The 26,442-nt window shown below is 56.5% G+C and carries 12 protein-coding genes and 1 tRNA gene; 3 read left to right on the forward strand and 10 right to left on the reverse strand.

Features of this window, described 5'->3' with window-relative positions; genetic code table 11:
- Positions 1 to 191 precede the first annotated feature (191 nt).
- From C4J94_RS18340 to C4J94_RS18350, 3 genes are all read left to right on the forward strand, one after another.
- Positions 192 to 803: a transferase gene (locus C4J94_RS18340; RefSeq protein ID WP_124387458.1), complete on the forward strand. Its 612-nt coding sequence runs from the start codon at positions 192 to 194 to the stop codon at positions 801 to 803.
- 84 nt (positions 804 to 887) lie between these two features.
- Positions 888 to 1,916 (forward strand): alpha/beta fold hydrolase, encoded by a 1,029-nt coding sequence (locus C4J94_RS18345; protein ID WP_124387459.1) that lies wholly within the window; start codon positions 888 to 890, stop codon positions 1,914 to 1,916.
- A 57-nt stretch (positions 1,917 to 1,973) separates the two neighbouring features.
- Positions 1,974 to 2,144, forward strand: coding sequence for a DUF2986 domain-containing protein (locus C4J94_RS18350; RefSeq protein ID WP_124387460.1), 171 nt, complete (start codon positions 1,974 to 1,976; stop codon positions 2,142 to 2,144).
- Here the strand turns inward: C4J94_RS18350 and C4J94_RS18355 are convergent.
- The 10 genes from C4J94_RS18355 to C4J94_RS18410 all read right to left on the reverse strand — a co-directional run bounded on the left by C4J94_RS18355 (position 2,116) and on the right by C4J94_RS18410 (position 26,222).
- Positions 2,116 to 3,111 carry a GlxA family transcriptional regulator gene (locus tag C4J94_RS18355; protein WP_124387461.1) on the reverse strand — a complete coding sequence of 332 codons (996 nt, stop codon included), beginning with the start codon at positions 3,109 to 3,111 and terminating at the stop codon, positions 2,116 to 2,118. The two genes, C4J94_RS18350 and C4J94_RS18355, sit on opposite strands and share 29 nt — an antisense overlap.
- Positions 3,112 to 3,115: 4 nt before the next feature.
- Positions 3,116 to 3,658, reverse strand: coding sequence for a cysteine hydrolase family protein (locus C4J94_RS18360; protein ID WP_124387462.1), 543 nt, complete (start codon positions 3,656 to 3,658; stop codon positions 3,116 to 3,118).
- 127 nt (positions 3,659 to 3,785) lie between these two features.
- On the reverse strand, positions 3,786 to 4,997 hold the full coding sequence (locus tag C4J94_RS18365) for a YeeE/YedE family protein (protein WP_124387463.1): 1,212 nt from the start codon (positions 4,995 to 4,997) through the stop codon (positions 3,786 to 3,788).
- Between the two features lie 170 nt (positions 4,998 to 5,167).
- A complete protein-coding gene (locus C4J94_RS18370; protein ID WP_124387464.1) occupies positions 5,168 to 5,707 on the reverse strand; it encodes a GNAT family N-acetyltransferase in 540 nt (179 codons plus the stop codon).
- 140 nt (positions 5,708 to 5,847) lie between these two features.
- A tRNA-Asn gene (locus C4J94_RS18375) sits at positions 5,848 to 5,921 on the reverse strand.
- Between the two features lie 355 nt (positions 5,922 to 6,276).
- Positions 6,277 to 6,630: a hypothetical protein gene (locus tag C4J94_RS18380; RefSeq protein ID WP_124387465.1), complete on the reverse strand. Its 354-nt coding sequence runs from the start codon at positions 6,628 to 6,630 to the stop codon at positions 6,277 to 6,279.
- 1,204 nt (positions 6,631 to 7,834) lie between these two features.
- On the reverse strand, positions 7,835 to 8,233 hold the full coding sequence (locus C4J94_RS18390; RefSeq protein WP_124387466.1) for a hypothetical protein: 399 nt from the start codon (positions 8,231 to 8,233) through the stop codon (positions 7,835 to 7,837).
- Positions 8,234 to 8,626: 393 nt separating this feature from the next.
- Positions 8,627 to 9,076: a DUF2247 family protein gene (locus C4J94_RS18400; RefSeq protein ID WP_124387467.1), complete on the reverse strand. Its 450-nt coding sequence runs from the start codon at positions 9,074 to 9,076 to the stop codon at positions 8,627 to 8,629.
- A 10-nt stretch (positions 9,077 to 9,086) separates the two neighbouring features.
- Positions 9,087 to 24,467 (reverse strand): filamentous hemagglutinin N-terminal domain-containing protein, encoded by a 15,381-nt coding sequence (locus C4J94_RS18405; protein WP_124387468.1) that lies wholly within the window; start codon positions 24,465 to 24,467, stop codon positions 9,087 to 9,089.
- A 33-nt stretch (positions 24,468 to 24,500) separates the two neighbouring features.
- On the reverse strand, positions 24,501 to 26,222 hold the full coding sequence (locus tag C4J94_RS18410) for a ShlB/FhaC/HecB family hemolysin secretion/activation protein (protein ID WP_124387469.1): 1,722 nt from the start codon (positions 26,220 to 26,222) through the stop codon (positions 24,501 to 24,503).
- Positions 26,223 to 26,442: the final 220 nt, after the last annotated feature.

The following is a 26,442-nucleotide window of genomic DNA, read 5'->3' on the forward strand; positions in this document are numbered from 1 at the left end:
CGCATATGAGAAGGGGCAAGCCCTACTGCCCACAAGTCGTTAAAGCGCATATCGTACCTGTGGCGAGGGAGCTTGCTCCCGTTGGGCCGCGAAGCGACCCCAGACAATGGGACTGCTGCGCAGTCCAACGGGAGCAAGCTCCCTCGCCACAGGTTATTTCTCGCTTTCTTCACATGAACCGGAGACTTTTCATGAGTTCACCAGAGATCAGCAGGTTTATCACCCAATGGCCCTCACTTGGCCTGGCTCCCTCAGCAGCCTGGCAGGTCACCCAGGACTGCGAAAACCAAGTACTCACGCTGCTTTCGCGCCTTGGCTCCGGCTACCACCGCCACGGCAACTGCGCTATTCACGAAAGTGCGATTGTCGAGGAAGGTGCCGTGCTGAAGGGCCCGATCATTATCGGCGAAGGGTCATTCGTGGCCGCAGGTGCGTACCTGCGTGGAGGCGTCTACCTGGGCAGCCATTGCATTGTGGGGCCCAGCTGTGAACTGAAAAGCAGCTTCATGCTGGATGGCAGCAAGTTGGCGCACTTCAATTTTGTCGGCGACTCGCTGATGGGTGAAGGCGTGAATATCGAGGCCGGGGCAATCATCGCCAACTATCGCAACGAGCTCAATGGCGCGGCGATCAGGATCCGCCATGGGGCCAGCGTGATAGAGACCGGCGTGAACAAGTTCGGTGCCTTGGTGGGCGACGGCAGCAAAATTGGCGCCAATGCAGTGATCGCTCCCGGTGCGCTCTTGCAACCCAACAGCCAGGTGCCACGTTTGGGGCTGGTTGACCAGTTCGCCTACGATTGAGCAACCTGCTGGGAAAGGGCAGCACATTACCAAAACGGATGGTTCCAGCTATGCTGCGCCCTCACTTCAAGGACGATAAAAACAGTGAAAGCCACCCTCGCCGCCCTGTGCCTGATTTGCCTGACGGGTCCCGCCTTCGCCGGCGACAGCCCTGTGGGTTTCAAGACCACCACCTTGTCCGATGCGCACAACGAGCGCCCACTGGAGATGGTCGTCTGGTACCCCACGACCACAAACGCCACACCACAGCTGATCCGAGACGACGCGGTGTTCGTCGGCGCCCACGCCGTGCCCGATGCACCGCCGGCCGAGGGTGAACATCCGCTGCTGGTGCTTTCCCACGGCTACCGCGGCAACTGGGGCAATCAGGCGTGGCTGGCCAGCGCTCTGGCCCGTCAGGGCTATATCGTGGCGGCCGTCAATCATCCGGGCAGCACGACTAAAGACCGCAGCCCCAAAGCCGCCGCGCAATTGTCGCAACGGCCCGCAGACCTGAGTCGCGTGATCGACTCGGTGCTCGCACAACCCGCGCAGTTCGGCGCAGTGGCGCAAAACCGTATTGCGCTGGCGGGCCACTCCCTCGGCGGCTGGACCGTGCTGGAAAGCGCGGGGGCGCGCTTCGATCCCGAGCGTTTTGCCAAGGATTGCGGCATCCATCCGCAACTGAGCAGCTGCAGGGTTTACCAGCAAATGAACCCCGCCGGTGCACCGGGTGGCGAAGCGCAATTGGCTGCGGACCTGCGCGACAAGCGTGTCAGTGCAGTGGTGTCCCTGGACATTGGCTTGTCACGCGGTTTTGCCGATGCGAGCCTGGCGGCGCTGCCGGTGCCCGTGCTGGTGATCGCCGCTGGGGCGCCGTCTGAAGATCTGCCTGCGCAGCTCGAATCTGCCGACCTGGCCAAACGGCTCCCCAAGGCTTCAACGCACTATGTTGAGATCAGCGATGCGAGCCACTTCAGCTTTATGGCGCAGTGCAAGCCAGGCGCAGCGGCAATGCTCGACGAGGATGCGCCTGGCGACGGCATCATTTGCCAGGATGGCGACGGCGCGCGGCCACGGGCGGTGATTCAGCAGCAGGTCATCGGGCTGATCACCGAGTTTCTGCCACGCTGATGGGCCAGGCTTTTGAAGCTGATATCATCCGCGCCCTCACCCACCAGGCTAGCACCCATGAACCGCCAGAAAAAACTCCAGCAGCTCTTCAAGGCCAAAGCTAAAAAGGCCAGCGCCAAACTGGCGCCGAAAAGCAAAGATAAATACGTCAGCAAGGCCGACCGCGTTAAGCTGGCGGCCGAGGCCGACCCAGCGCCGGTTACGTCACCCGAGACGCCTGCTGAATAAGGCGCATCGCTGAAGGCGTGCCGGCCTCGTATTTGCTCCAGATACGCCGCAGATGGCGGGCCGAACCAAAGCCTGCGCGCTCGGCGACGGTTTCGATATCCAGGCTCGACTCGACCAGCAGTTCGCGGGCCACGGCCAGGCGCAGGCGATGCAGATAATCCAGCGGGCTGATGCCGACATGCTCGTGGAACAGCCGCGCCAGATGGCGGCTGCCGGTGCAGGCCAAGTCCGCCATGCGGGTGACGGTCCAGGCTTCACAGGGGGCGCAGGCAACGGCGTCCTGCACGCGGTGGACGGCCGGGTGCAGGTGATTACGTCCGGTTATCCATGGCGATAGCTGCGGGTCACTGCCGCTGCGGCGCAAGTACACCACCATGTCCCGCGCCACGGCGCACGCCAGCCTGGGCCCGGCGCGCTCGGCGACCAGGTGCAGCATCATATCGATGCCGGCGGTGATCCCGGCACTGCAACTGACCGGACCGTCGGTGACGTAAAGGCGGTTTTCCAGGACCCGGGCCTTCGGCGCAAGCGCCTGAAGAGCGGCACACAGTGCGTGGTGCGTGGTGCATTGGCGCCCGTCGAGCAGCCCGGCGCGGGCGGCCGTCAACGCGCCGGCGCACACGCATATCAACCGTTCGCCAGACGGCGCGAATACATCCTGCAGCCACTGCACCAGGCTGTCGCTGGCTGATTCGAAGGCTTGCTGGCGTGCTTTGTCCACCTTCATGCTGGAGCCGACCAACACCACCAAGGTGCCGGGGGCCAGGCTGGTCGGCAAGGGCGCCAGGCCTGTCAACGGCAAGCCGATGGAGCTGTGCAGGGATTGCACCGGGCTGACGTATTGCAGCTCGAAAGCCACCGCCGCAGGGTCATCGACCTGGGCGGCCAGGCGCAGCACTTCGGCAGGGCCCGCCAGGTCGAGCATCAGCACATTGGGCAACAGCACGAACAGCACCGGCACGCTCATCGGTTCACCCCGCCAGTGCCTGGTCGACGGTGACGATGCGCGCAAACCGATCTTCCAGGACCAGCTCCGTTCGCTCGCGAATCTGCGCCGGGGTATAGACGCGGCCGCTGCGTGCGTGGGTCATAGGGAACGTCAGCGTGGCCTCACTGACGAAGTCGACGTTAAAACCGCTGTCCGAGGCCTGCCGCGTCGTGGTTTCACAGCACTGCTCGGTGCGGATACCACTGATGATCAGCGTGGTGACGCCCATCTGTGTGAGGCGCGCGGCCAGTTCCGTACCGGCCAAAGCGCTGTGCAAGCGCTTATGGATGACCAACTGCGGGTCGATCGACAGTTCGCTCAATGCCCTGACGTTACCCGATGCCATCGAAAAGTGCCCCTGGTCTTCCACATGAAACACTTGTACCACCGGGATGCCTTGCTGAACACAACCGTCGATGAGCGCCTGCTGGTTTGCTAGGTAATCCGGCAGGTCATTTTCGGACCAGTAGGGTGCATGACGAAAGGAATGTTGGGCGTCGATCACGATCAGGGCTTTGCGGCTCATGGGTGGTCCTTCCTGGCTTGGGGTGCGATAAATGATGCAAGCCATGGTAAGGGCCGGGCCGCATGCGCAACAGGCGCAAGGCGGACCGACTCAGGACGGATTCGGACATACGACCTTCGCCGCTCGCTCAGCACCCATTCAAGGCCACCTGGGGCCGTTCGCCAGCGAAGAAAAACGGCCGCAGGCGCACGCCCACGCTATTGCCGATAAACGCTGCCACCAGCCACAGCCAGCCATGCAGGCTGCCCGAGGCGATCCCGCTGAAGTAGGCGCCGATGTTGCAGCCATAGGCCAGGCGCGAACCATAACCGAGCAACAGACCGCCGATGACCGCCGCGATCAACGAGCGCGCCGGAATCTTCAGGCTCGGTGCGAAACGCCCGGCCAGGCCTGCGGCCAACAACGCGCCGAGTACAATGCCGATGTCCATGACGCTGGTGATGTCTTCCCAAACCGGCGCGGCCAGGGCCTTGGCGTTGCCCGGCATTTGCCAGAATGCCCAACTGGCCACGTCCACACCCAGCCCACTCGCCACCTTGGCGCCCCACAGCGCGAACGCGGAAGTAATGCCCCATGGCCGCCCGGCCAGGGCCAGCGTGGCATAGTTGAGCAAGGCCAGGCCAATCGCGCCCCACACCAGTGGCCAAGGCCCGCGCAGGAAGCGGCGCAGGCCTTGATGCTCGCTGCTCACGCCGACTTCAAGCTGGCCGTGGCGGCCCTTCTCCAGGCGCACGGTCACCAGCGCAATGATCGCGAACACCGCCAGGCTCAGAACCAACGCCGGCAGTACGCCGAAGCTTTTGACGATTGAAACGGGCGCAAATGACGGCAAGGCAAACCACCAGTCAACATGATGGGTGGCGATCAACGAGCCGCAGATAAAGAACAACAAAGTCACCAGCATCCGCGCATTACCGCCGCCCACGGTGAACAGCGTGCCCGACGCACAACCACCGCCCAACTGCATGCCGATACCGAAGATAAACGCCCCGAATACCACCGACACCCCCGCCGGCGCCACCAGCCCGACCACCGGCTGGCCGAACAAGGTACCCGCCCCCAGCGCCGGGAAAAACAGCAACACCGCCACCGCCAGCATCACCATCTGCGCCCGCAACCCGGCGCCACGCCGATCCTTGATAAACACCCGCCAGGCCGAGGTAAAACCAAAGGCGGCGTGGTACAGCGTCAAGCCCAGGGCGGCGCCGACGATCAACAGCAGAACCTGGCGGATACCCACCGTGTTTTGCAGGAACAGGGCGCCCGCCACCAGAACGATAAAGGCCACCAGGGGCGCGAGCGGCTTGCGCGCCGGAGTCAGGGATAGGGAGGTGCTCATGGGGATCTCAATGTGTTTGAAGGTGGCCAGTATAAACCCAGCGTGATTGCGACCGACTTAGTCAGTATGTTTGGAGATACCAGACGGCTTAGCCAGCCAAACTCGTGACTCGTGACAGACAACAACCGACCGTACAGCAGCTAGCGCCCTCTCCCACCAATGAGAACTTTTTATCGAGGATTAATCAGCGATCTCAGTACATGGTCTTGCCAGGCACCAGCAATTTTTAGATAGGCTCGTGCGTAGCCCTCCCTTTCAAACCCCAAGGACTGCAGAAGGCGCTCGCTTCGCACATTGCTCGGCAAATGGTTGGCCATAATCCGATGCAGGCCGACTTGCTCAAAGCAGTAACTGTTGGTGATTTGAAGTGTTTTCCTCATCAAACCTCTGCCTTGGGCAACCTCTGCCAATGAAAAGCCGAGGTTGCATGCTTGAAAAACGCCCCTCACGATATTCGTGTAGTTACACCGCCCCAGAAGCTCTCCACTCTCAGGTTCCAGCAGGAGAAAAAAAACGGACTCCGCGGCTTGCATACTTTCAAGCTGCTCCTGGACCCTCGCCCTAGCGCTCTCAACGGTGAAGTACTGCTCATCTCTTAGCGGTTCCCAGCGTTGCAAGTGGCCACGATTCGCTTTTTCGTAGCGGTTGATCAACTCACAATCGTCACTCGTTAATGCTCGAAGAAAAAATCCTTCCCCTGAGTATTCCATACGCCCTCCAAACCCATTCATGACTGAGTTTAACGAATCGAAGGCGTAAAGGTGGCATCACGAATTGCGCCATGCATCTAGATGGCTTGGTCAAATCCAAGGCAAAAAAAAGCCTGCATCGCTGCAGGCTTTTCTCTATCTGGCTCCACGACCTGGACTCGAACCAGGGACCCAATGATTAACAGTCATTTGCTAGCTGTTAGGCGCATCGGGGCCACGGCGAAATGTGGCTAATAGATAGTGTGCTGCATAGCGTGAGCCGCACGAATGCGTCACGTCAGGAAAGTTAGTAGGGTTCGGCCGGCTTGTCAAAGCAGAGGAAATCAATGATCTGTAGGAAAGGAGACGGGCATAGTCAGCTACCGGGAAACCCCCAGCGCCAAGAAAGTTAATCGAGTGCGACTTAAGCCAACTCATACTTATAAGAAAATTACACACTTCAGGTGCAGCAATCTAGTGCACAATCGTCAATATAGATGACGCCATAAACCGCCCCGGCCACCCCACTTTTTATCATCACTAAAAATATCACAACCAACAAAAGCAAATACTTTCCCCCGAAAAAACTTTCAAAGCTTATATTTATAAATCAAAGCATCTAAATCACCAGCCCTCTCAGGGTATTTAACCCCAAGCGCAAGCATAGATTCCTTCATGGCTTCCTTAACCGTCTGAACACTATACGCTCGACAATAAGGGAAAATACCACACATATTCTGATCTGCCGAGAAAATGTAATGTCCAGAACAGGCATCCGGTTCGTATTCAAACTCCCAGCCCGGGTCACCAGAAAGCCCTTCGCGACGCATAAACATCCTCTGCAAAAGCCCTTCTAAGTCCCCCTCAGAATATGCACCGACAGCAAACCAAAGGACCCAATACAACAGATCCTCACTATTTCCCGGCAATTCGCCCCACTTCATTTAACAACTCCCGTTGGGAATGCGGAATGACCTTTACTGCGAGAAGGCTCCATGAACCATCCGCCGCATCAAAGTAGGCTTTTCCGAAGTACTGTGCGTTAATTTCGCATGACTAATTTGCGGTAAAATAAACATCAAAAAACAGCGCTAAATCCAGATCCGCCAAAGCGCGCACTTCCTCGGACCAAAGTACTAGACCGCTATACCCTAACAAAGAAAATCACACACATTTCAAGGTAACTTTAACACCATCCATCTCTTGACTTTTCCCTGGAGATTCACGGTACGGATAAAGATTTTACGGGCAGTGGTTACTCTTCACCGTCAACCTATTTCCTATTTAAGCTGATTCGCCCCCCGTCAGAGTCCAACCTGACACTCCTTTTGCACCAAAAAATAAAGAATTTAATTATTTTTTAGTTGCCTGACCGGTTGGTTTCTGCGGCAGATCCGAGGCGCGATTCTGGAATATAGAGCCGTCGTTTCGATGAGAGAAAGATCCACCTGACTCTATCCGATCCAAGGTTGGGCCAAGATCAACTGTGCCTTGGAGAACCTGACCAGTTTTTTGATCAACAACCTTGATGCCATCGATGAAGCGAGTGGTGTCTTTTGCACCTACTCAGGAATGATTTGCAACTCACTCCATAGTGGTTTCAGCCCTAGACTTTCCATATAAGTCCCATAGTCGAAAAAGCCCCTAACCCCAATGTCTTTGTATAAAAACCATGAGGCCTCGCACTCTTGACATACGAACAAGCAAGTGCCGTCAGCTATGATTTTAGCCTTGACAATATCTCCCTGCTCACACCTTGGTCACAACATATAACACTTCTCTATTTGACAGGGTAGGCGGTAATGACCTGACAGGTCCCAAGCCGAACAATAATTTTAATACTCGTTCTCCCGATGTACCGATCGCTCGGCCCATTGGGACAACATATACACCAGGATTACCTATTACAGGACTACCTTTCTTGAGCCATGCTTCATCGACAGCACCTAAAATCTCTTTTCTGTCCATACTAAAGACGCTATGTGTTGTCTTGGCCGGATTGGGCTCCGCATGCTCTAAAACATGCAAAACTCTGTTTCCTTGAACCGATCCTTGTCCATAGTCTAGGCCAGCTGGAGTTGTCCAAGTCCGGGTAGCCTTGTCAAACCTTAGCTCTACTGCACCACCTGTCGCTTTTGCACCAACAAATCACGAAGCAAATAAACAGCCGTTTTCATCTATCCAAATTACGCCTGGAATTTCATAAAAATACAGCGTGAGTGCTTCGTCACTTTCACTCACAACACCTTCCGGCCACTTATCTTTCAAGTAAGACACGATCTGCTTCGCATCCAACCCCCAGTGAGACTCTTCATCATTAATCGAAAATCTGGGGTGCGGATTATCCGAAGAAATATAGCAATCCGCATTTGGCGCGACAAATTTTATTTTTCCAGTAACAAGCAGATATTCGACCAATGAAAAAAAAGCATCTTTTTGCTGAGAGAATGATAGCTCAGGATTCCATGAACCAATGGCACTGAAAAGAGCCGATATCCACAGACCAAATGAATCACGCACTATTTTTTCAACAAACTTAATATCCATTATGGATTTCCAATCAGGAATTTTATTTCTGGATTATACGTTGTGCCTGTGGCGGCTTTAGGCACATCAATAGTCCAGGCTGGACCAGTCTGACCAGATAAAGAGGAAAAATTCCGAAGCGTGAAATTTCCTTCAGGTGTATTAACAACATATATCCCCTTTCCCAGGAATAGTACGAGGAGAAGGCAAGTCTGTCGAGCCTGTCAATTCCGAAAAATACTGCTTAACTTCCACATCTGTTGCACCAGAAAATATTTTTGCATTTCCTGTGTTTGGAACCTCAATGAGCGAGCGGTCTCCAATTTGAATACCGCTCCTAGTACTGGAAGAGCTAAACAGCTCCGTTATTTCGGTACTGCGGCTTATGCTTGGAATGCCTTTTGCACCATCAAATTATCGGAGCAAAAACCTCTCTCTTAGTTTTTCCACAACTCGGCTCATTGCTACAAGCGGGTCGACACCATCCTGAGAGTAAATACTGCACGAAGCCATATCTTCCGGATAATCAAAGTCCGCATAGACTTCCTGAAGTCTATTTATTTTGTTTTCGTCACTGTCATTCGACGTGTCAATACAAAGTAGAAAAGCCAAACGCCACTTTTCAATTTCGGCAAGAAGATTCGTCATCTCCATTTGTCTTGAGACAACCTCAAGAAGTTCTTCATCGCTTAAATATTCGCCTCCAGCAATGATGGCAACGCGCTCGCTTTCGCAACCATTTAAAAGCTGATTCATGGCAAACTCAAAAATATCTTCTCGTCCTATCCAGCGCTTTCTAAATCCCAAAAAAATGGTTGACCAACAAGCCAAACCCAAACTAATCAATACACCAAGTGGGGACATTACCTTCTCCTTATTTTTTCGGAATTTGGTTAGGCAGGCCAGTTACTTGACCACCGGGAATAAAGCGCCGATGAGTCACGTTGCCCTCATCAACAATCCATTCAAAAACCCCACCTACTCCGTTATTGCTGCCTTCAATTTGCCTTAACTCTGACACCCTAACCACCTCGCCACCTGGTCCTTTGGTTGGTATCTCAAATTTAGCTGCATCACCAGCATAGTTATCAATTATGTCATTAAATCCGTGCTGGCCATCAGGAAGTTTATTTGCGCTCCCGACTCTTGGCTTTCCTATGACTGAATTATCAATTGCTTTTGCACCAGCTTTTCGCGCACCAAACAGGATTGCCGCCCATTTAGAATACCCACCAACCGTTTCGGGCGCCACCTCAATGCCTGCCTCCGCAGCCACGTCACTCGATGCCTCAAACACGTTTTGAGCGATGCCTGCCGCTAGCACCCTGTTCCGGGAGTTGATGTTCATCAACTCAACCGCTATCAGCATGTTCGACACCTCATCGGGCAGGCGATCATTGGTTCGTACTTGAGAAATAAGCTCATGAGTTTTTTCATAACCCGCCGCCCATTCACCGTAAGCATCCCTACATTTCGAGGGATCACTTTCGCAAATGCCATTCAAACGCTTTTCGTTAGCCTCATTTAAATCGGCATATTTATTTATGACGTTCTGACAGTTATTTTTGGCTTTACAGTTTTTCGCTTCACCGATAAGCGCTTCTATCTCTTTGTGCTGCAGCTCGTTGTATATAGTTCCTTGCTGAGCTACCCACCCTGCAACCTCTTGGTCTTTAGCACTGCCTCCCAAGCCCGCCGCAACCGTCATACCGATCAATTGAGACGTCATGGCCAATAGCCGTTCGTGGGCCTGGCCTGGAAACAGATCGTCACCAAAAGCTTGCACCAGCGCTTTGTTAGCGCCTGCTGCAATAGCACCAGAGGCAAAATCTCCGCCTGCGGCCTCTGCGATCAATCCCCCAACGATCGCGTGCACCGCTACTTTTGTCGAAAGTTCCGAGCCAACCAGCTTCGCCCCCACTTGCTCGTAAATCATTCCCGATAGAAGACTTGCGCTGAGATCAAGAGCCGCCTGACCAACATTTTTGGTGAAACTGCCGCCATTCACGACGGTTTTAAGTGCCGAAGTGACCGCGAGCTGCCTGCCCAGATCTGCTGCGGTAAATGCTCCGGTCACTCCAAAAAGCTTTGCTATAGGGCCGCTAAGTCCTGCAATCGCGTAGCTTTTCAAACTGTCGGTAGAGGTCACATCCTTAGCGATATCACCCAAGTTCCCTTTGTTATTGATGGCGCTGGTCGCGGTTTTTACAGCTACTCCTGTGTACACAGCGCTTGCGGCCAGGCCAGTAGTGGAGGTGGCTGCGACGCCTACAAGTTCAGCGCCCAATCCCCACGTAAAATAAGTGACGATGATGGCGATCACCAGAGCTGCGCCACCTCCCAAGCTTGAGTTGTTGTATTTGAAGCTCTCGTGAATTTCCTGCACCTTGCGCCAATCCACATCACCACGCTTCTCGGCCTCTTTAAGCCAAGCCAGTTGCGGATCTGCCTTGACCATCGCATCGATAGCTTCGCTGACTGTCTGCTGATTAACCTGTTTTACGTCGATGTTCAGCCCTTCAACAGCCTGGATCACAATGCGGCCCTTGGCCGACATCTGAGTCTGCTTGAAGGTCTCGTCGGTGTTACCGGCACCGCTCATGCTGTTCCAGGCGAAACTGCTTTTGCTTTTTTCGTGACTTTCTTGGTGAAGATCTTTCATTCCTTCGAAGCTGACACCGCCACCACTGACAATCGTCAGGTCTTCTCCGCTTTCCAACCTGGCGACCTGATATTTCTGGTCACCCTGGCTCTGAATCGTTAGGTCCCCGTCCGTCTTGATTTGACTACCTCTGTTGCTGACTTTCATCAGCTCATCACGTTGGGTTTTCCCCGAGCCGAATCCTCCTCCTCTCTTCATGTCGTAGAGCGAATAATCGCGGTCTTCTGCAGAAAGCAGTCCGAGGTTCTTGGCCGCGACGAGATAGGCTTCATCACCCGCGCTGATACGACTGGCAATCAACGCCAGGTCTTTACCCGCGCTCAATGTCACATCACTTCCGGCAGTTACACTCGTGGATATCTGGCTGACGTGGTCTTCCTGGCGCTTGGTGCTGGATGTCTTGGAGTATGAGTGCTGCTCATCAGCGCCTGAGGCCAAGTAGATATCGCCGCCCGCGCTAATCGACACGTCGCGCTTGGCCTCTATTTCACTGGCAATCGCACTGAAGTCACGCCCGGCAGACACTTTCAGGTCACGCCCGGTCTCAACACTTGAGCCATTTTGGGTTATTTCCTCGGAGCGATTACGCTTGCCCCCATCCATAGTGTCGTGCTGTTGCGCAGCAATCAGATTGACATCGCGTCCTGCAACGATGGAGGTGTCTTTACCGCTCTGCAGCACGCCACCGGCACTGGTGACGTCACGACCCGCTCTGATGCTCAGGTCGTTGGCAGCTTCGATGCGGGCTGCGTTGTCTATGTAATCGGTATGTTTGGCGAAGCCGATGTTGTAACCCGCCCCGGTCACGGTGCGCTCATTGATAACGTCGCCGTTCACTGCCGTCATCGACACATCACGACCGGCAATAATCCCACCAGCTTTGTTAACGATATTGTTGCCTGCCAGCAGATCAAGGCGATTGCCCGCTTCGATCAAGCCGCTGTTTATCAAGTCGTTGCCGGCGGCAGCTGACAGGTCATTGCTCGCACGTAATGTCCCTGCGTTTTCCAGATTCTGACCGGCAATAAGACTGACATCGTGACCTGCGATCAAAGCTCCGTTGGGGGCTAAGCGATTGTCTGCATGAGCGAGGTAAAGCACCGGGACCAATACTTTTTCGCCATTAACAACATGCTCTTCGAGCCAGACGATATCGTGGGTCAGAGCAGCCACTTGCTCGCCGGTCAGCGACACGCCTACGGAGAGGTCCAGTGCTTGTTTGCTTCGGATGGCGTTGTCCATCAGATACCGGAACACCGCCTCGTCCGAGGTTTGACCGTCGATGAAGCGTTGTCCGGTGCGTTCGATAATTGCCTGTTGGACTAGTCGTTGTTCATATAGGCCGTCCCCCAGGCGTTTAGCACTTTCATCTGGGTTGTAGCCCAGGCCTGCGAGGAGGTAATCCGAACTCATGAATTGCTTGAGTTCGGTGAGTACCGGGTTGGTTTCGACCAAGTATTTATGTGGCTGCGAAGCCGCTTTGCTTGAAGGTAGGCCCTCCACGCGTGTAATGGTCTGACTACCGACTGACGAAGAAGCCCCATTAGCAGGCTGACCTACCGATGTAACATCCACGACGACAGCAGGGGCCAGCGGAGTAACGCCAGGAATGTTGAGGCCGGAGGTTGTAGCATTATGCTGAGTACCGTCTACGCGAGTCGTGCGATCGACAGACGCAGTCAACTCCAGATGCTGCGATGGCGAACCAACTGGTGCGGTTATCGCAGTACGAGGATCTCGATCCTCGGATATAACATCGGAAATTTGAGATGCGCTGACAGCCGGTATACCGCTCGACGTTCCGACGCTAATAGCGCCAATATGAGCAATACCCGTGTCGGAGGCCCGTCCCGGCAAACGTGTACCGGTGTCCGCGTTCGCAACATCGGCTGCATTTACAGCACGCAAACTCGCGTTGACGTTACTCGCCTCGCGGGCCGCGACAGTCACTTGACGAGTGCTAGCGGTAAGGAGGCTTGCTCCTTCAAATTGGATCGTACGCCCCTGTTTTTCAGGCATTGTTTGTTGGCGCTGTGCCAGGCCGATGTCAGCCGCGCCCATGGTCCAGCTTTGCGCTTCAGGGCGAGCCTGACCCGCCTGCTGGCTGCTCGCGCCCTGCTCGCTCAAGCGGAACAGGCCGTTTTTGCCGCTAGGCAAGCTGAATCCCGGTAGGGTCAATGGGTCAACCTTCTGCTGAGCCAGATCTGGAGGCAGTTGGCGATTGAGGTTGATGATTGTGGAGTTACCAGTACCTGAAACCTGGGTATTGGTCTGGCGGGATGGTCCGGCAACGGTTGTAGTGAAGGAGCGCTCTACACCGTTGGTGATTTTGTTGACCGCATTGATGGCCACATTACCGCCGGCCTGGATGATGGCGGGTACAAAACTGGCCCCTGAAGATGCAATTATTTTTTCAGCAAACGGTGTGGCGTTGAGTATTTCTGCCGGTGCCTGGACAGTGACACCCGGTATGAAGTTAGCTTTAGGGACGGCGGCCCCCATGCCCCCCTTGGGTCCAAAATTCAACCTATAGGTCGCAATCGCTTGGCTGCGATCGGTGGGCTGCTTAAGTCCAACAATGCTTTCCTGTTCAGCCGCATTCCAGAAATGAATATTCCGGTTATATGTCGGGTCGTTAGTCGCGTTGTAGTTGAATATTCTCTCCCACAGCCCCACGCCAGGGCGCATCGTTATGTATTTGAGACTCTGATAACTACCCAGCGCGCTGGCCGTATTATCAAAATCGTTGACTGAAATATTGATATCGCTGACAGCAGAAACAGCGGAGTTGAAATTCTCGAACTTGTCGCCCTGCACGCTCAGCTTTTTGCCTGATACGAGACTGGCGGCCACTTGCTCACCCGTGGCCTCGACATCAAAATTCTGCTGCCAGACCAGATGGGAGGTGAAAACACCGTTCTGCCCTACGTAGTTGCAGTCAAGGCACCTCACGCCGATCGAAGCAGACACCGCGTTGGTCGCCTTAACATCGAAACTTTCCATCTTGTTCAGCACGATCGTCGCCTTGAGTGACATATCCCCCGTCGACTCAATCCGACCCGAAAGGTTATCCATTCGCGCTGCGTGTTCGGTACCGTTGTACCCCGCCACTTCTAATCCGCCGAGGCTATAGATGTCGCTGTAGTTATTTTTCAGCGTACTCACTTGCAGCTTCATATCGCCGCCACTGAGCAACAAGGAACTTTCACCCGCTTGAACGCGATCGTTAGTCAGGGCTTGCGCATTGATAAGTAGGTTTTGCCCACTGGCCATGGTGCCAAAATTGCTGACGTCACCGGCGTTGATATTCAATACATTGTTGGAGGTCAGGCGCCCACGGTTGCTCAACTGCCCGCTAACGGTGACGTTGGTGATGCCCCCAGCGGCCATGGTTGCCGACTCGTTCAGAGTCAGTTGCGCAGCCGACATATCTAAGGAGCCCACGCTGCTGACCTTGCCGTTGCCCTGATACTCGCCGGTCAACTGCAGGTCCATGCTGCCGTCACTGGCGATCAAACCGCCGTTTGTCCAGTTTTTGCCCTTGCCTTCCAAGCGCGTAGATGCAAGCAGTTGACCGGTTTCTGTCTGGGTGAAGTTGTTGACGTTAACGTTCAATCGCCCTGCCTGGATAACGCTGCTGTTGCTCCACGTATCAGCGTTTAGGGTTAGGCCACCCCGAGTGATGATGCTGCCACCGGCACCGGTGACATTTGGAAGGGAGATATCGAAGTTACCGGCGCCCACGTGCAGCAATCGACCGTCGCTATTGAGGAAGCTGTTGGCAGCCAGAATCAGGTCGCTGTTGGCGGTTTCCAACACACCACTGCGGTTATCGAACAGGTTGCCGATCTGGAAGAGTGTCTTGCCTTCGCCGCCAAGAGCACGAAGCTTGCCGCCCTGGTTATCGATGTCGCTAGCCGCCACACTTATCGTTGTGTCGCTCTCAATCACGCCAGCACGGTTGGTCAGTGCACCCTTGGCGCTCAGATCAATTGTGCCAGCGGCAATCTGTCCGGTGCTGTTATCCAGCATCAGACCATCAACTCGCAACAGCCCCTTGGCGTACAAGCCGCCATTGGCGTTGATGAAATTATTAGCGATGACTATCGCATCGCCGCCTTGGGCAGCAATGTGACCGCCTTGGTTGCTAAGGCTGTTTGCCACCAGGTTCAGACGTTGGCTTTGGGCAATCCCATCCTGATTGTTAACCCCCCCGGCCAGTTGCGCATCCAACAACCCCTTGAGGCTGGCGAGCTGGCCTTCACGGTTGTCCAAGCTGGTAGCCTTGACGCTAACGTCGCCGGTTTGCGCAAGGAGTTTGCCGCCCTGGTTGTCGACGTCACCATTGATGTTCAAGACCAACCCGGTCTGACCTTGCACCGCACCTTTAGCGTTGCTCAGGCCTGTCGCGTTGAGTTGCACATCAGCGTCCTGGCTATAGATCAAGCCATCGTTGAGGTTTTTCACGCCGCCGGCGCTGGTGATTGCCACCCGGCCCTTACCGGCGATGGTCCCGCGCTGACTGTTGTTCAGGCCGCCCGTGAACAAGGTCAATAAGCCCTGACTGACAATCTGACCGTCGGCGTCGTTATAAACCTGACTCGCCCGCTGCAGAAGTAGCGGCCCGGCACTAGCGAGTTTGCCGCCGCTGTTGTTGAGGTTGCCTAGCAAATCAAGCGTCAAGCCACCGTTGCTTGCCAGGGTGCCGCCATTGTTGGTCAGGTCGGTACCGGCGAAAGTCAGTGCTTGCTGTGCGGTAATGCTGGACTGGTTAGCCAAAGTGGCCGCTTGCATATCCAACGTGGCCCCGCTGTCGATCAAACCACCATCACCGTTAACTAACGCCCCACTCACTGTCAGGCTCTGCGCGCCGCCGCTGGAAATCATGCCGTTGCCACGGTTATCCAGGCTGGCGGCATTGACATCCAGCCGCCCGTGGCTGACGAGCGCGCCTTCAGCGTTGTTTTTAAGGGCGCCAGTCAAACGGACATCGACCGCGCCGTCACGACTGGAAAGCGTGCCGTTGTTGCGGTTGTCGAGGTTACCGCCGCTGATGTGCAGACCTTGCCAGCCGGACAGCAAGCCCTTCTCAGTATTCAACAAGGTGCCCGCATTGACGCTCAGCGACTGGCTGCTGATCAGCTTGCCGCCAGTGTTGTCCAGGCTGCGCGCCGCCAGGAAGAAACTCTGCTGACTGGATATCTCTCCGCCCTGGTTACTCAGATCGCGCAGATTTTTGAGGATCAACGGGCCATTGGCGAGTAGCAGACCGTTGTGGTTGTCCAGGTCGCTGTTGTTAAGATCGAGGGTCACGCCCTGCTCGCCGACAATGCGGCCGCCCGCCACTGCCAGGGCATTGACGTCGATGCCCAGCGCTCCTTTGGCTGAAACCTCGCCACCGCTGCCGGTATTGAGGCTGGCAGCGGTCAGGTTCAGGCTGCCTTTGCTGTTAATCAGGCCGCCCACGGTATTATCCAGGGCCATGGCGTTGAGTGTCACAGCAGCGCCCAGCACGTTGCCATTCTGGTTATTCAAATCAGCGCTTTGTACAGTCAACGTTTGCGCCGCGTTGATCAAACCCTGCTCGGTGTTCGTCAACAGACCAGCACTCGTCAACTGCAGGTCACTGCGGCTACTCAGGGTGCCGCCACGGTTGTCCACGGTCGCCGCGCGGGCATCAAGGCTGGCTGCGCCGATCAGCCCCTTGATGTTGCTCAGCGCCTGGTTGACGCGCAGGGTCAAGCCTTGGTTGCTGAGCAGCTTGCCGTTTCCGTTATCCAGGCTTTGCGCGGCCAGGGTGAAAGCTTGGCCGCTGGAGATTTCGCCGTGCTGATTGGTGACGGTGTTGAGGTTTTTGAGCAGCAACGGGCCCTTGGCGTTGAGCAAGCCGCCTGTATTGCTCAACACGCCATTGTTCAGGTCCAGGCTCAAGCCAGCATTACTGAAAAGCTTGCCTCCTTGCTGGTCCAGCCCGGTGAGGCTGGAGGTCACGCCCTTCTCGCCGCCAATGTTGCCGCCGTTGTTCAACTGGCCGGTAATCAGCGTCAAGGTGTCGCCGCTATTGAGGCGCCCCCCTTGATTATTCAACAAGCCTGTGGTGACTGAGACTGGACCCTTGCCGCTGATAGTGCCCTGTTCATTACCGATACTGGCACTGCGCAACGTCAGGTTGCCATCAGTGGCCAATTGACCACTATGGTTATTCAGGTTTCCGGTGACGGCGACGTTCAAGCCTTGGGCAGTGGAAAGGCTGCCCTTGCTATTATTGAGGCTGCGAGCCTTGATGCTCAGCGTATCTTCACTGCCCAGCACGCCTTCGCTGTTGTCCAGGTCACCTGCCAGTTCCAGCATCAACGGTTGTTGGCTGAGGAGCTTGCCTCCGTTGTTGTCCAGCGACGTGCCAACCAGAGTCAGGCGCTGGCCATTCATCTCACCGAGTGCGCGATTGACGATCTGATCAACTGAAAGACTCAGGCCACCGCCCGCGAACACCACGCCCTTGTCGCTATTGTTCAACTGCTGCCCGGTGACGGCGACGTCAGCGTTGCCGGTCAGTTCACCGGCGCGGTTGTCCAGTGTATCTATGTCGAGTTTCAACGCTTTTGCGGCGCCTACCAGGCCATTGCGGTTATCCAGGCTGGCGCCGCGAAGGTACAGGCCTTCGGTGCTAATCAGCTTGCCGTTCTGGTTGTCGATGCTCGCGATGGTAGCCGTCACCTGGGCCTTGCCGGCGATCTCGCCATTACGGTTATCCAGAGCGGCGCCGGTCAGCAGCAAGGCGCCGTCGGCAATCACGCTGCCGCGTTGGTTTCCCAACAGTTCGGTGGCGCTGATGGTCACATCGCCCCGGCCACTGAGCAAGCCGTCGGTGTTGTTCAAGCGGGTGCTGCGGGCGTCGAGAACAACGGCGTTGATATGGCCTTTCACGTTAGCCAGCACCTGGTCAACGCGCAAGGTCAGCTTCTGGTTGCTGATAAGTTTACCGTTGCTGTTGTCGAGATTTTTCGCAGCCAGGGTGAAAGCGTTCTGGCTGGAAATTTCGCCGTTCTGGTTGCCGACGCTGGCCAGGTTTTTCAGCGCCAGGAGAGGAGCGTTGATCACGCCTGCGTTGACCAGTTCACCGTCGTGCAGGTCGAGGGTCAGTTGCGTAGTGCTCACCAGCTCGGCGCCGCCCCTTTGAGTAAGGCCGGTGATGTTGGCGTTCAGGCTGCCGGCGCTGCCGATATGCCCGCTATTGGTGACTTGGGTGGCCGTTAGGTCAAGGCTGTGGGCACTGGAGACGCGCGCGCCAAAGCCATTTGTGAACATGCCAGTAGTGACGATCGTGGCGCCCTGGCTTTTAATCAGACCGTTGCTGTTATCGAGGCTGGCACTGTTCAGCTTGAGGTCCTGTGCACTCTCGACAGTTCCGCCGGTATTGAGCACTTCCGTGGCGCTACCGAGGGTCAGCGGACCCGCTCCGGAAAGGCTGCCGTCAGTGTTATTGAGGCGCTGAACAGCCAGGTCTATCGAACCTTCACTGGTGAGTATGCCGCGGGTATTGTCGAGACCCTCCGACAGTTGTACCGCCAAAGAGCGCTCGGCGCCGAAGGTGCCTTCAGTGTTGTCCAAGCGGGCGCCAGTAAAGCGGGTGTTCTGGGCGAAGACCAACCCTTTCGCCTGGTTGACCACCTCGCCCATCGCCATTTCCAATGCAGTCCCGGCCAGCAGCTTGCCGCCACTGTTGTCCACGCGCTGGCCGCTAAGATCGATGCTCTGCTGGCTGGAAATTTCTCCGGCTCGGTTGTCGAGGTTGCTCACGCTGAGCTTCAGCGTTTTTGTCGCAGCCACCAGGCCCTTGTCGCGGTTATCCAAGGCGTCGGCGTTGAGGGTCAGGTTGCCCTGGGCGACCAACTCGCCGCCCTGCTGGTTCAATACACCTACGGTGGCCGCCAGATCGTCCTGGCTGGCGATGCGGCCCTTGGTATTATTGATGGTGTCCAGGGTCAGGCGAACCGGGCCCATGGCACTGGCAAGACCGCCCTGGTTACTCAGCGATTGTCCGGCGATTGACAACGCCTGCTTGCTGTTGAGTACGCCTTCACGGTTGTCTATCTGGCCAATGTGCAGATCCAAGTTCTGATTGGCACGTACCGCACCACCACGGTTATCCAGGCTTGCACTGCGCAGGGTCAGCAGGTTTTGCCCGGACAGGCGGCCTGTGCGGTTGTCCAGGCTGCCCGCCTGGATATCCATCACACCTTTGGCCAACACTGCACCTTTGGCTTGGTTGTCCAGTAGCCCTTTGACTTTGACCGTCAAGCCACCATCGCTCACCAAGCTACCGGACTGGCTGTTATCCAGGCTGGCCGACGTGACCCTCAAACCCTGGCCGCCGCCCAAGGTGCCCCCTTGGTTGTAGAGCGCGCCGCTGGTGGTCAAGTCGAGGCTGATATCGCCCATTACCTTGCCGCCATTACGATTATTCAACGTCATAGCGTTGACCACGCTGGCACCGCTGCTGGATACCTCACCATCGTCATTAAGCAGATCGGCACCAAGGGTCAGCGCCAAATCTCTGGAGCTGCTGAACACGCCACTGCTGTTGTCCAAACTGGCCGCCTGGGTAGTGAGCCCGGCGGCAGAAATTACGCCTTTAAGGTTGACCAGCGCCAAGTCGATTTTGAGGCTTAACGCTTGATCGCTGAGCACCTTGCCGCTGCTGTTATCAAAGCTTTTTGCGGCTAGGGTGAAAGCTTGTCCACTGGAAATCTCACCATTCTGGTTAGAGACTGCGGACAGGTTGTTGAGCAGCATTTGGCCAGGCGCATGGATCAGACCACCGGCGTTATCAAGGAGGCCTTGGTTCATGTTCAAGGTCAGGTCGCTGGAGCTGTAGAGCTCGCCGCCGCCGCGTTGATCCAGCTCGTTGATGCTGGCAGTAAGCGTTTTATTGCTCGCGATGGTGCCATCGAAACGGTTATCTACCCGCCCGGCCGTCAAGTCGAGGCGATCAGCACTGGTCAGGCGCCCGCCGTTTTGGTTATTCAAAGTACCGGTGCTGACGCTTACGGCGCCATCGCCAATCAGCTTTCCGCCCTGGTTATCGAAGCTGGCGCTGTTCAGGGTTAGCGCCATGGCACTGAGCAGTTCGCCGTTGCGGTTGCTCAGGACACCGGTGGTGGTCAATTGCTGCGCCGCTCCACTGCTGATGCGACCGCCGTTGTTGTTCAGCGTGGCGGCTTGCAGCCTCAGACTGCCACCGCCGCGCACAGTGCCTTGCTGGTTGTTCAGGTGGTCTAGGGTGAGCTGTACCGTGCCATTGGCCAAAAAGCGCCCACCGTTGCTATTGTCGAACTGACCGCCGGTCAGGGATAAATCAGTGACACTGGAAGCTTCGCCACCTTGGTTGTCCAGGCGATTGAACTGCAAGGACATCGCCTTACCCGAATTCAACAGGCCGCCACCACCGTTATCGAGCTGGTCACCGTTGGCCAGCAATGTCCCTGCCGCCGTCACGCGACCACCGCGATTGTCGAACTGACCGACACTCAGAGTGAGGTCATTATTGCCCGCGATGCTGCCTTTGGCTTGGTTATCCAAGCTGCCAGAGGTCAGGAACAACGCCTGACCGCTGGCCACGTGGCCGTTACGGTTGGTCAGTGCACCGGTACTGTTGAGTGTTAGCGTTTTATCGCTCTGAATGAGGCCGCCGCTATTGTCCAATGCCGCACTGGCCAAACGCATGCTAGTGCCAAGGATTTCGCCCTGGTGGTTGTCCAGTGTCGTGTCGACCTGAGTAACCAGTTCATCACGGGCCTTGAGTCCACCTTCGGCATTCAGCAAGCTGTTCGCCGACACGTCCAGCGCGCTGGCGTTGATCAACCCCTTGGTATTGTCCAGCGCACGGGCGATACGCACGATCAATCCCTGTTCACTGAGCAACTTGCCGCTCTGGTTGTCGAAGCTATCGGCCGTAAAGCGCAGCGCTTGGGCGCTGGAGATTTCCCCGTCCTGGTTATTGACGCTGGCGAGGTTGTTCAGCAGCAGCGCACCCGGCGCGTGTATCAAGCCGCCTTGGTTATTCAGGTGGCCATGGTTCAGATCTAAACTCACACCTGACTGGCTATAGAGGCCGCCACCGTTATGTTGGTCGAGACCAGTCACGCTGGCGGTGAGTTGTTGTTGGCTGGTGATACGCCCGCCGTTGCCGTTGTCGACTTGCCCTGTATTCATTGCCAGGGTGCCGTCACTGTTGAGCGTGCCTTGGTCGTTATTTAACGACGCACCCAGCATCAAGCCCAGATGATTCTTGGCGTAAAGATTGCCCTTGGCGCTGTTATCGAGGCTGGCAGCGCTTACTTGCAAAACGCTGGCGGCACTGAACAGGCCGGCCTGGTTTAGCAACTGCCCGGCTATGTGCGCAGTCAACAATCCATCGCTGGTCAGCTTCCCTGCACTGTTGTCCAGGCCCGCAGCAGTGAGATCAAGGCCCTGCGCCGCCACCAACATGCCTTGGCGGTTGTCAACCAAGCCCGAACTGTTGAGGTTGAGTACGGTATCGCCTTGCAGCAGGCCCAGGCGATTGTCCAGGGACGCACTGTTGACCGATGCCGTACGCGCCAGCACCTTACCGTTGCGGTTATCCAGTGCCCCAAAAACTTGCGTGATCAAACCGTCACCGGCGCTAAGTACGCCGCCTTGGTTATTCAGACTACCAGCACCTATATCCAAGTTATTGGCCGAGACCAGACCTTGAGCGTTATCGAGTGCACGTGCAATTCGTACGGTCAGCGCTTGTTCACTAAGAAGTTTGGCACTGCGGTTATTCAAAGTATCAGCAGCCAGGGTAAATGCCTGGCTGCTGGATATTTCGCCGCCCTGGTTATCGACGTTACCGAGGTTGACCAGCAACAACTGACCCGCTGCACTGATCACACCGCCCTGGTTGTTCAATTGCCCCTGATTAAGATCGAGACTGACATCCCCCGGGCTGAACAACCGACCGTCATTGTGCTGAGCAAGGCTCGCAACATTGGCCTTGAGAGCTTGGCTGGCACTGATACGACCGCCATCACTGTTATCGACTTGCCCGGCTTTGAGGTTGAGGCGAATATCGCCTCGCAAGATGCCACGCTGGTTGTTCAGCGCACCGTCCACTTGCAGGTCTAGACTGTTCTGCGCGAACAGCTTGCCTTGCTGATTGTCCAGGCTGCCAAGGTTGAGATGCAGGTCACCTTTAGCGGCAAACAACCCGGTTTGATTGAGCACATGCCCCGCAATGGCGGCGGTCAGCACGCCGTCACTGGTTAACTGGCCCGCGCTGTTGTCCATGCTGGCAGCGTTGAGCGTCAAGCTGTTGCCGGCGGCCAGAGTGCCGAATTGGTTAGCCAATGCGCCGCTATAGATAGCTAGGGTTCGGTCGCCTTGCACACGTGCGTTACTGTTGTTAAGGCTTCCCGCCGTCAGTGCAAGGTCCTTTGCCAGTAACTCGCCATTGGTGTTATCCAGCAAACCGGTGGCGGTGAGGTTCAGACTACCGCTAGCACTGAACTTCCCCGACTGGTTGTTAAGGTCGCCAGTGACCGCATCCAGGCTCGTCGCGGAGACGAGGCCTCTGGCGTTCTCCAACGCGCCCGCGACACGTAAGGTCAGGCCTTGATCACTGAGGACCTTGCCGGCGCCATTGTCGAGGCTGTTGGCAGCCAGGACAAATGATTGCGTGCTGGAAATTTCGCCCTGCCGGTTATCAACGGCATTGAGGTTATTCAGAGTCAGTTGATCGCGGGTGTTAATCAAGCCGCTACGGTTGTCGAGGTGGCCATGGTTAAGGTCCAGGGTTAAACCTGTGGTACTGGTGAGCTGACCACCGGCACTTTGATCAAGGCTGCGCAGGTTGGCCTTGATAGCCTGCGCACTGGCGATCTGGCCGGTGGCGCTGTTATCCACTGCACCGGCAACCAGGTCCAGGTTGCCTTGGCTCGTGAGCGAGCCCTTTTGGCTGTTATTAAGCGAGCCCGCAATGACCTGTACGATCTGGCGCCCGGCTATACGACCACCCTGGTTATTAATCTGGCCAGTAGCGTTCAGCGTCAACAACTGCCCTGCCGACAACAAGCCTGCAACGTTGTCCAACGCCGCCAATTGCAAGGTGACCTGTGCCTGACTCGACAGCTCGCCATCGCGGTTGATCAGTAGCCCGATACCCGCCGCCAAGTTGCCCGTGCTGGTGACCAGACCGCCCTGGCTATTGAGCAGTTGATCGGCCGTTAGTCCGAGACCGCCCGCACTGAGAACGCGGCCCTGGTTTCGGTTGTCCAAGTTCGTCGCGTTCAGTTGCGCATCGCGTTGAGCACTCAGGGTACCGCCCACGTTTGTGAGTTCACCGGTGTCGATACTGAGATCTCGACTGGCAATTACGGTCTTGCCAGTGTTGTCGATGGCTTGTGCTGTTAGGTGCACATCACCTTGGTTGTTGCGGCTGTTATCAGCGTTGACACCCGCTTCGATAACCCCATTGCTGGTCAGCCGGCCTCCGGCGTCCAAGGTGATGCTGTCCTTAGCCGCAAGGGTTTGTCGGTTAGTCAGTGCGCCTTGGGTTTTCACCGACAAATCGGTACCGGCGTAAACAGCGCCTTTGGAGTCCAAACTCTGGGCTTTCACGTTAACGGCTGCGGCAGCCGAGGTCTGGCCCATGACCACATTGCCCGCCGCATCAATCTGGATATCACCACCGGCGACCATATCCCCGGACAGTTTCACCCCAACACCGGCTTCGGTGCCCACCAGCTTGACCGCGCCCACATACATGCCGCCCAAGGCCGACGAGTCAATCGCCAGATCCGGCGCCTGACTGCCGTCCGCCGCCCGCGCCGTGGCATTCAGGGTGCGTGCGTCCACGTCATTGCGACCGGTGACGATGGTGAGTTTTTTCGCCTGAATTTGTGCATTGATGGTGGCGGCGCGCGTGATGATTTCGAACTGGTCGACATTGCTGGCGTTCAGGCCGGCACCATCAATAGCGACGCTGCCTTGATCGACTTGATAGCGGCTGATCTGGCCGTTTTCAATTATTGCTTTGCCAGTGGTGAGTGTGGCTTGCGGTGTATTGATGAACCCGCAGCCGTTACAGCTAATGCCATACGGGTTAGCGACGATTACATGCGCCGACTGCCCCGCCACCTCGGTGTAACCACGCAGTTGGCTGGGGCTTGCGCCGTTGACTTCATTGAGGATGACGTTGGCGGAGTTGCCGTTGAAGTTCGGGTTGCCGACGATGATGCCGCCAATCTGGGTCGCCTGTGTGCGACCGGTGGCGTTGTTGAGAATCACGCCGTTGGTGCCGACGTTATAGTCTTTGAACTGGTTGTGCGACAGCCCGCTGCCATTCGGCGCAGCGATATTGACGATCGGAACGCCGTTGCCCGACTGCCCCAGCGTTGTGCCTGGCGCGCTCACTACGATCCCGTCCGCCTGCGCCAGCAAAGGCTGCCAGAAGACCGCATTGGCCAAGATCAACGCCAACCCGCGTTTGGGCAAGCCCAGGAAGTTGGATCGTTTTTTCACGACTGCAGAAGGTTGGCGCGCAAGAAAGGCGAGCTGGCGAACGTCCATGTCATGTCTCGATGCCCAAGAGGCGGTAAAAATTTAAAGAAAAAAATCCAGGCGGAAATAAATCGGCGCTTCACGTTCAGTGATCGGATCCGGGCGCTCCAAAGAGTGTGCAAAGGTCACCGTGGCGGCGACGTTCTGGCCGCGCGCAAACAGATCCACCGAATTGCTGGTCATGCGCCCATGCTGCTCGGCGTTGTAGCGGCCATGACTGATCACGCCCTGGTCGTAGCCAAGGCTGGTGCCGTATTCGCGGAACACTGGCTGCAACCAGGCCCAGCTCACCGGGCGACTCCAGCGCAGGTCGTTGCGCCAGTAGCCGCCACTGTCGCCGGCCAGGCTTTGGTCCTTATAACCACGTATGGAAGACTGGCCGCCGAGGCTCACGCGCTGCGGACTGAACAGTACGTCTTCACTGCGCTGTCCGGTCATCAGGCTGCTGAAGCTGAGCGACTCGCCCCACAGTTTGAAGGGGTACAGGTAGCTCACGGTCGCGGTGTATTTTCGGTAGCGCGCATCGGCCTGGCCGGGGCGCGGATTGTGATTGGCCTGGGCGTCGAATGCGCCAATGCCGTCCTGCATACCCAGATCGATGTTGAGAAAAGAACTACCGATACGCCGGCCATGATTGATACCGAACTGGGCTTCGCTAAGGCGGTTGCTGCTCAGGGCGAGCTTGCTGTCCTCGATAAAGTTGTTGGTGCGCAGGTAGGCCACCCCGGTACTGAGGGAAGTTTTGCTCAGGGCGTCGCGATGGATCACCCGCTCTAGGCGCAACTGGTGGCTTTGACTGTCTCCGGTCTGCTTGAAGTTGAAATTATTGGCCTGGGCCAAGGAGCGGTATTCGGTTTCGCTGTAGCTGTAATTGAGGCTCCACCAACCGAACGGCAGGCTATAGTTGAGCATAGAGTTGCGCGAGGTCTTCTGGTGATCGCTGACCGCATCGTGGCCGCCACGCAATGACAACTGATCCGCCAGGCCCAGCGGATTATCCCAATCCAGGCTAGCGCCCCATTGCTGCTCGCCGGTGCTACGCTGGCCGCCGTTATGGCGGGAGAGCCCGAAGCGCCAAGGCTTTTGCGGGGTGTTCTTGACCAGCACGTCGCTGCCACCGACCTGTTTGCCCGGCGCCAATTCCATCTGTGCCTGGTTCGACGGCAGGCGGTTCAGCTGATCGACCATCTGCTCGATTTCACGCAGGTTGAGCAACTCGCCCGTCTTGCCCGGAAAGCTCATGGCCAATTGACGATCGGTGATGCCACTGCTCTCGGCCCCCTTCAAACCTTCGAGCTTGCCTTCGACTACTTGAATTTTGAGGATGCCGCTGTAGAGGTGTTGTTGTGGCAAGTACGCACGGCTGGTAACCAAACCATTGGCCAGGTAGCGGTCAGTGATGACCTTGAGCACTTCGTTGAGCTGCGGCACACCCAGGCACTGACCGATATAGGGTTTGATCAGCTTAATGCGCTCGCTTTTGGACAAGGTGTCGGCGCCGGCAAGCTCGATGGCTTTGATAGGGAAACAACGGCTATCGGCTGGGGCTGTAGTCTTGACCGACGTGACCGATTTGCCCGGGAGCTCCTTGAGCTCCTCAAGGCGACGCTGCTGGTCTTCGAGCAGACGGTCCTGGCGGTCGCGGATCAAGTCAGTGACACCCGGCGTGGTCAGCACGGGCGCGCCATGAGCCAGCCCGGATGCCCCCACGCAAAAGCAAGTGGTCAGTAGGCTGAGCCTGGCCTGACGTACCAAACGCCACATGTTAGATCCCTCTATATGGCCTTGTGCCATCAACGGGCGACAATCTTAGAGTGGCGATTTAATGGCGTCAATCAATTGTACAAATTTGTTTCTGCCGTGACACATCATCAGATTGAGCTTGGAAGAATAGTTTTTTCATCATGTATTTAACGGAGCAGCCTCTGATTAGCTTCTCCCGGTAAGGCAGAAGCTCCGCACATTTCAGAACCCCCAGGTCAAT

It is taken from the genome of Pseudomonas sp. R5-89-07 (assembly GCF_003851685.1).
Lineage (GTDB): Bacteria > Pseudomonadota > Gammaproteobacteria > Pseudomonadales > Pseudomonadaceae > Aquipseudomonas.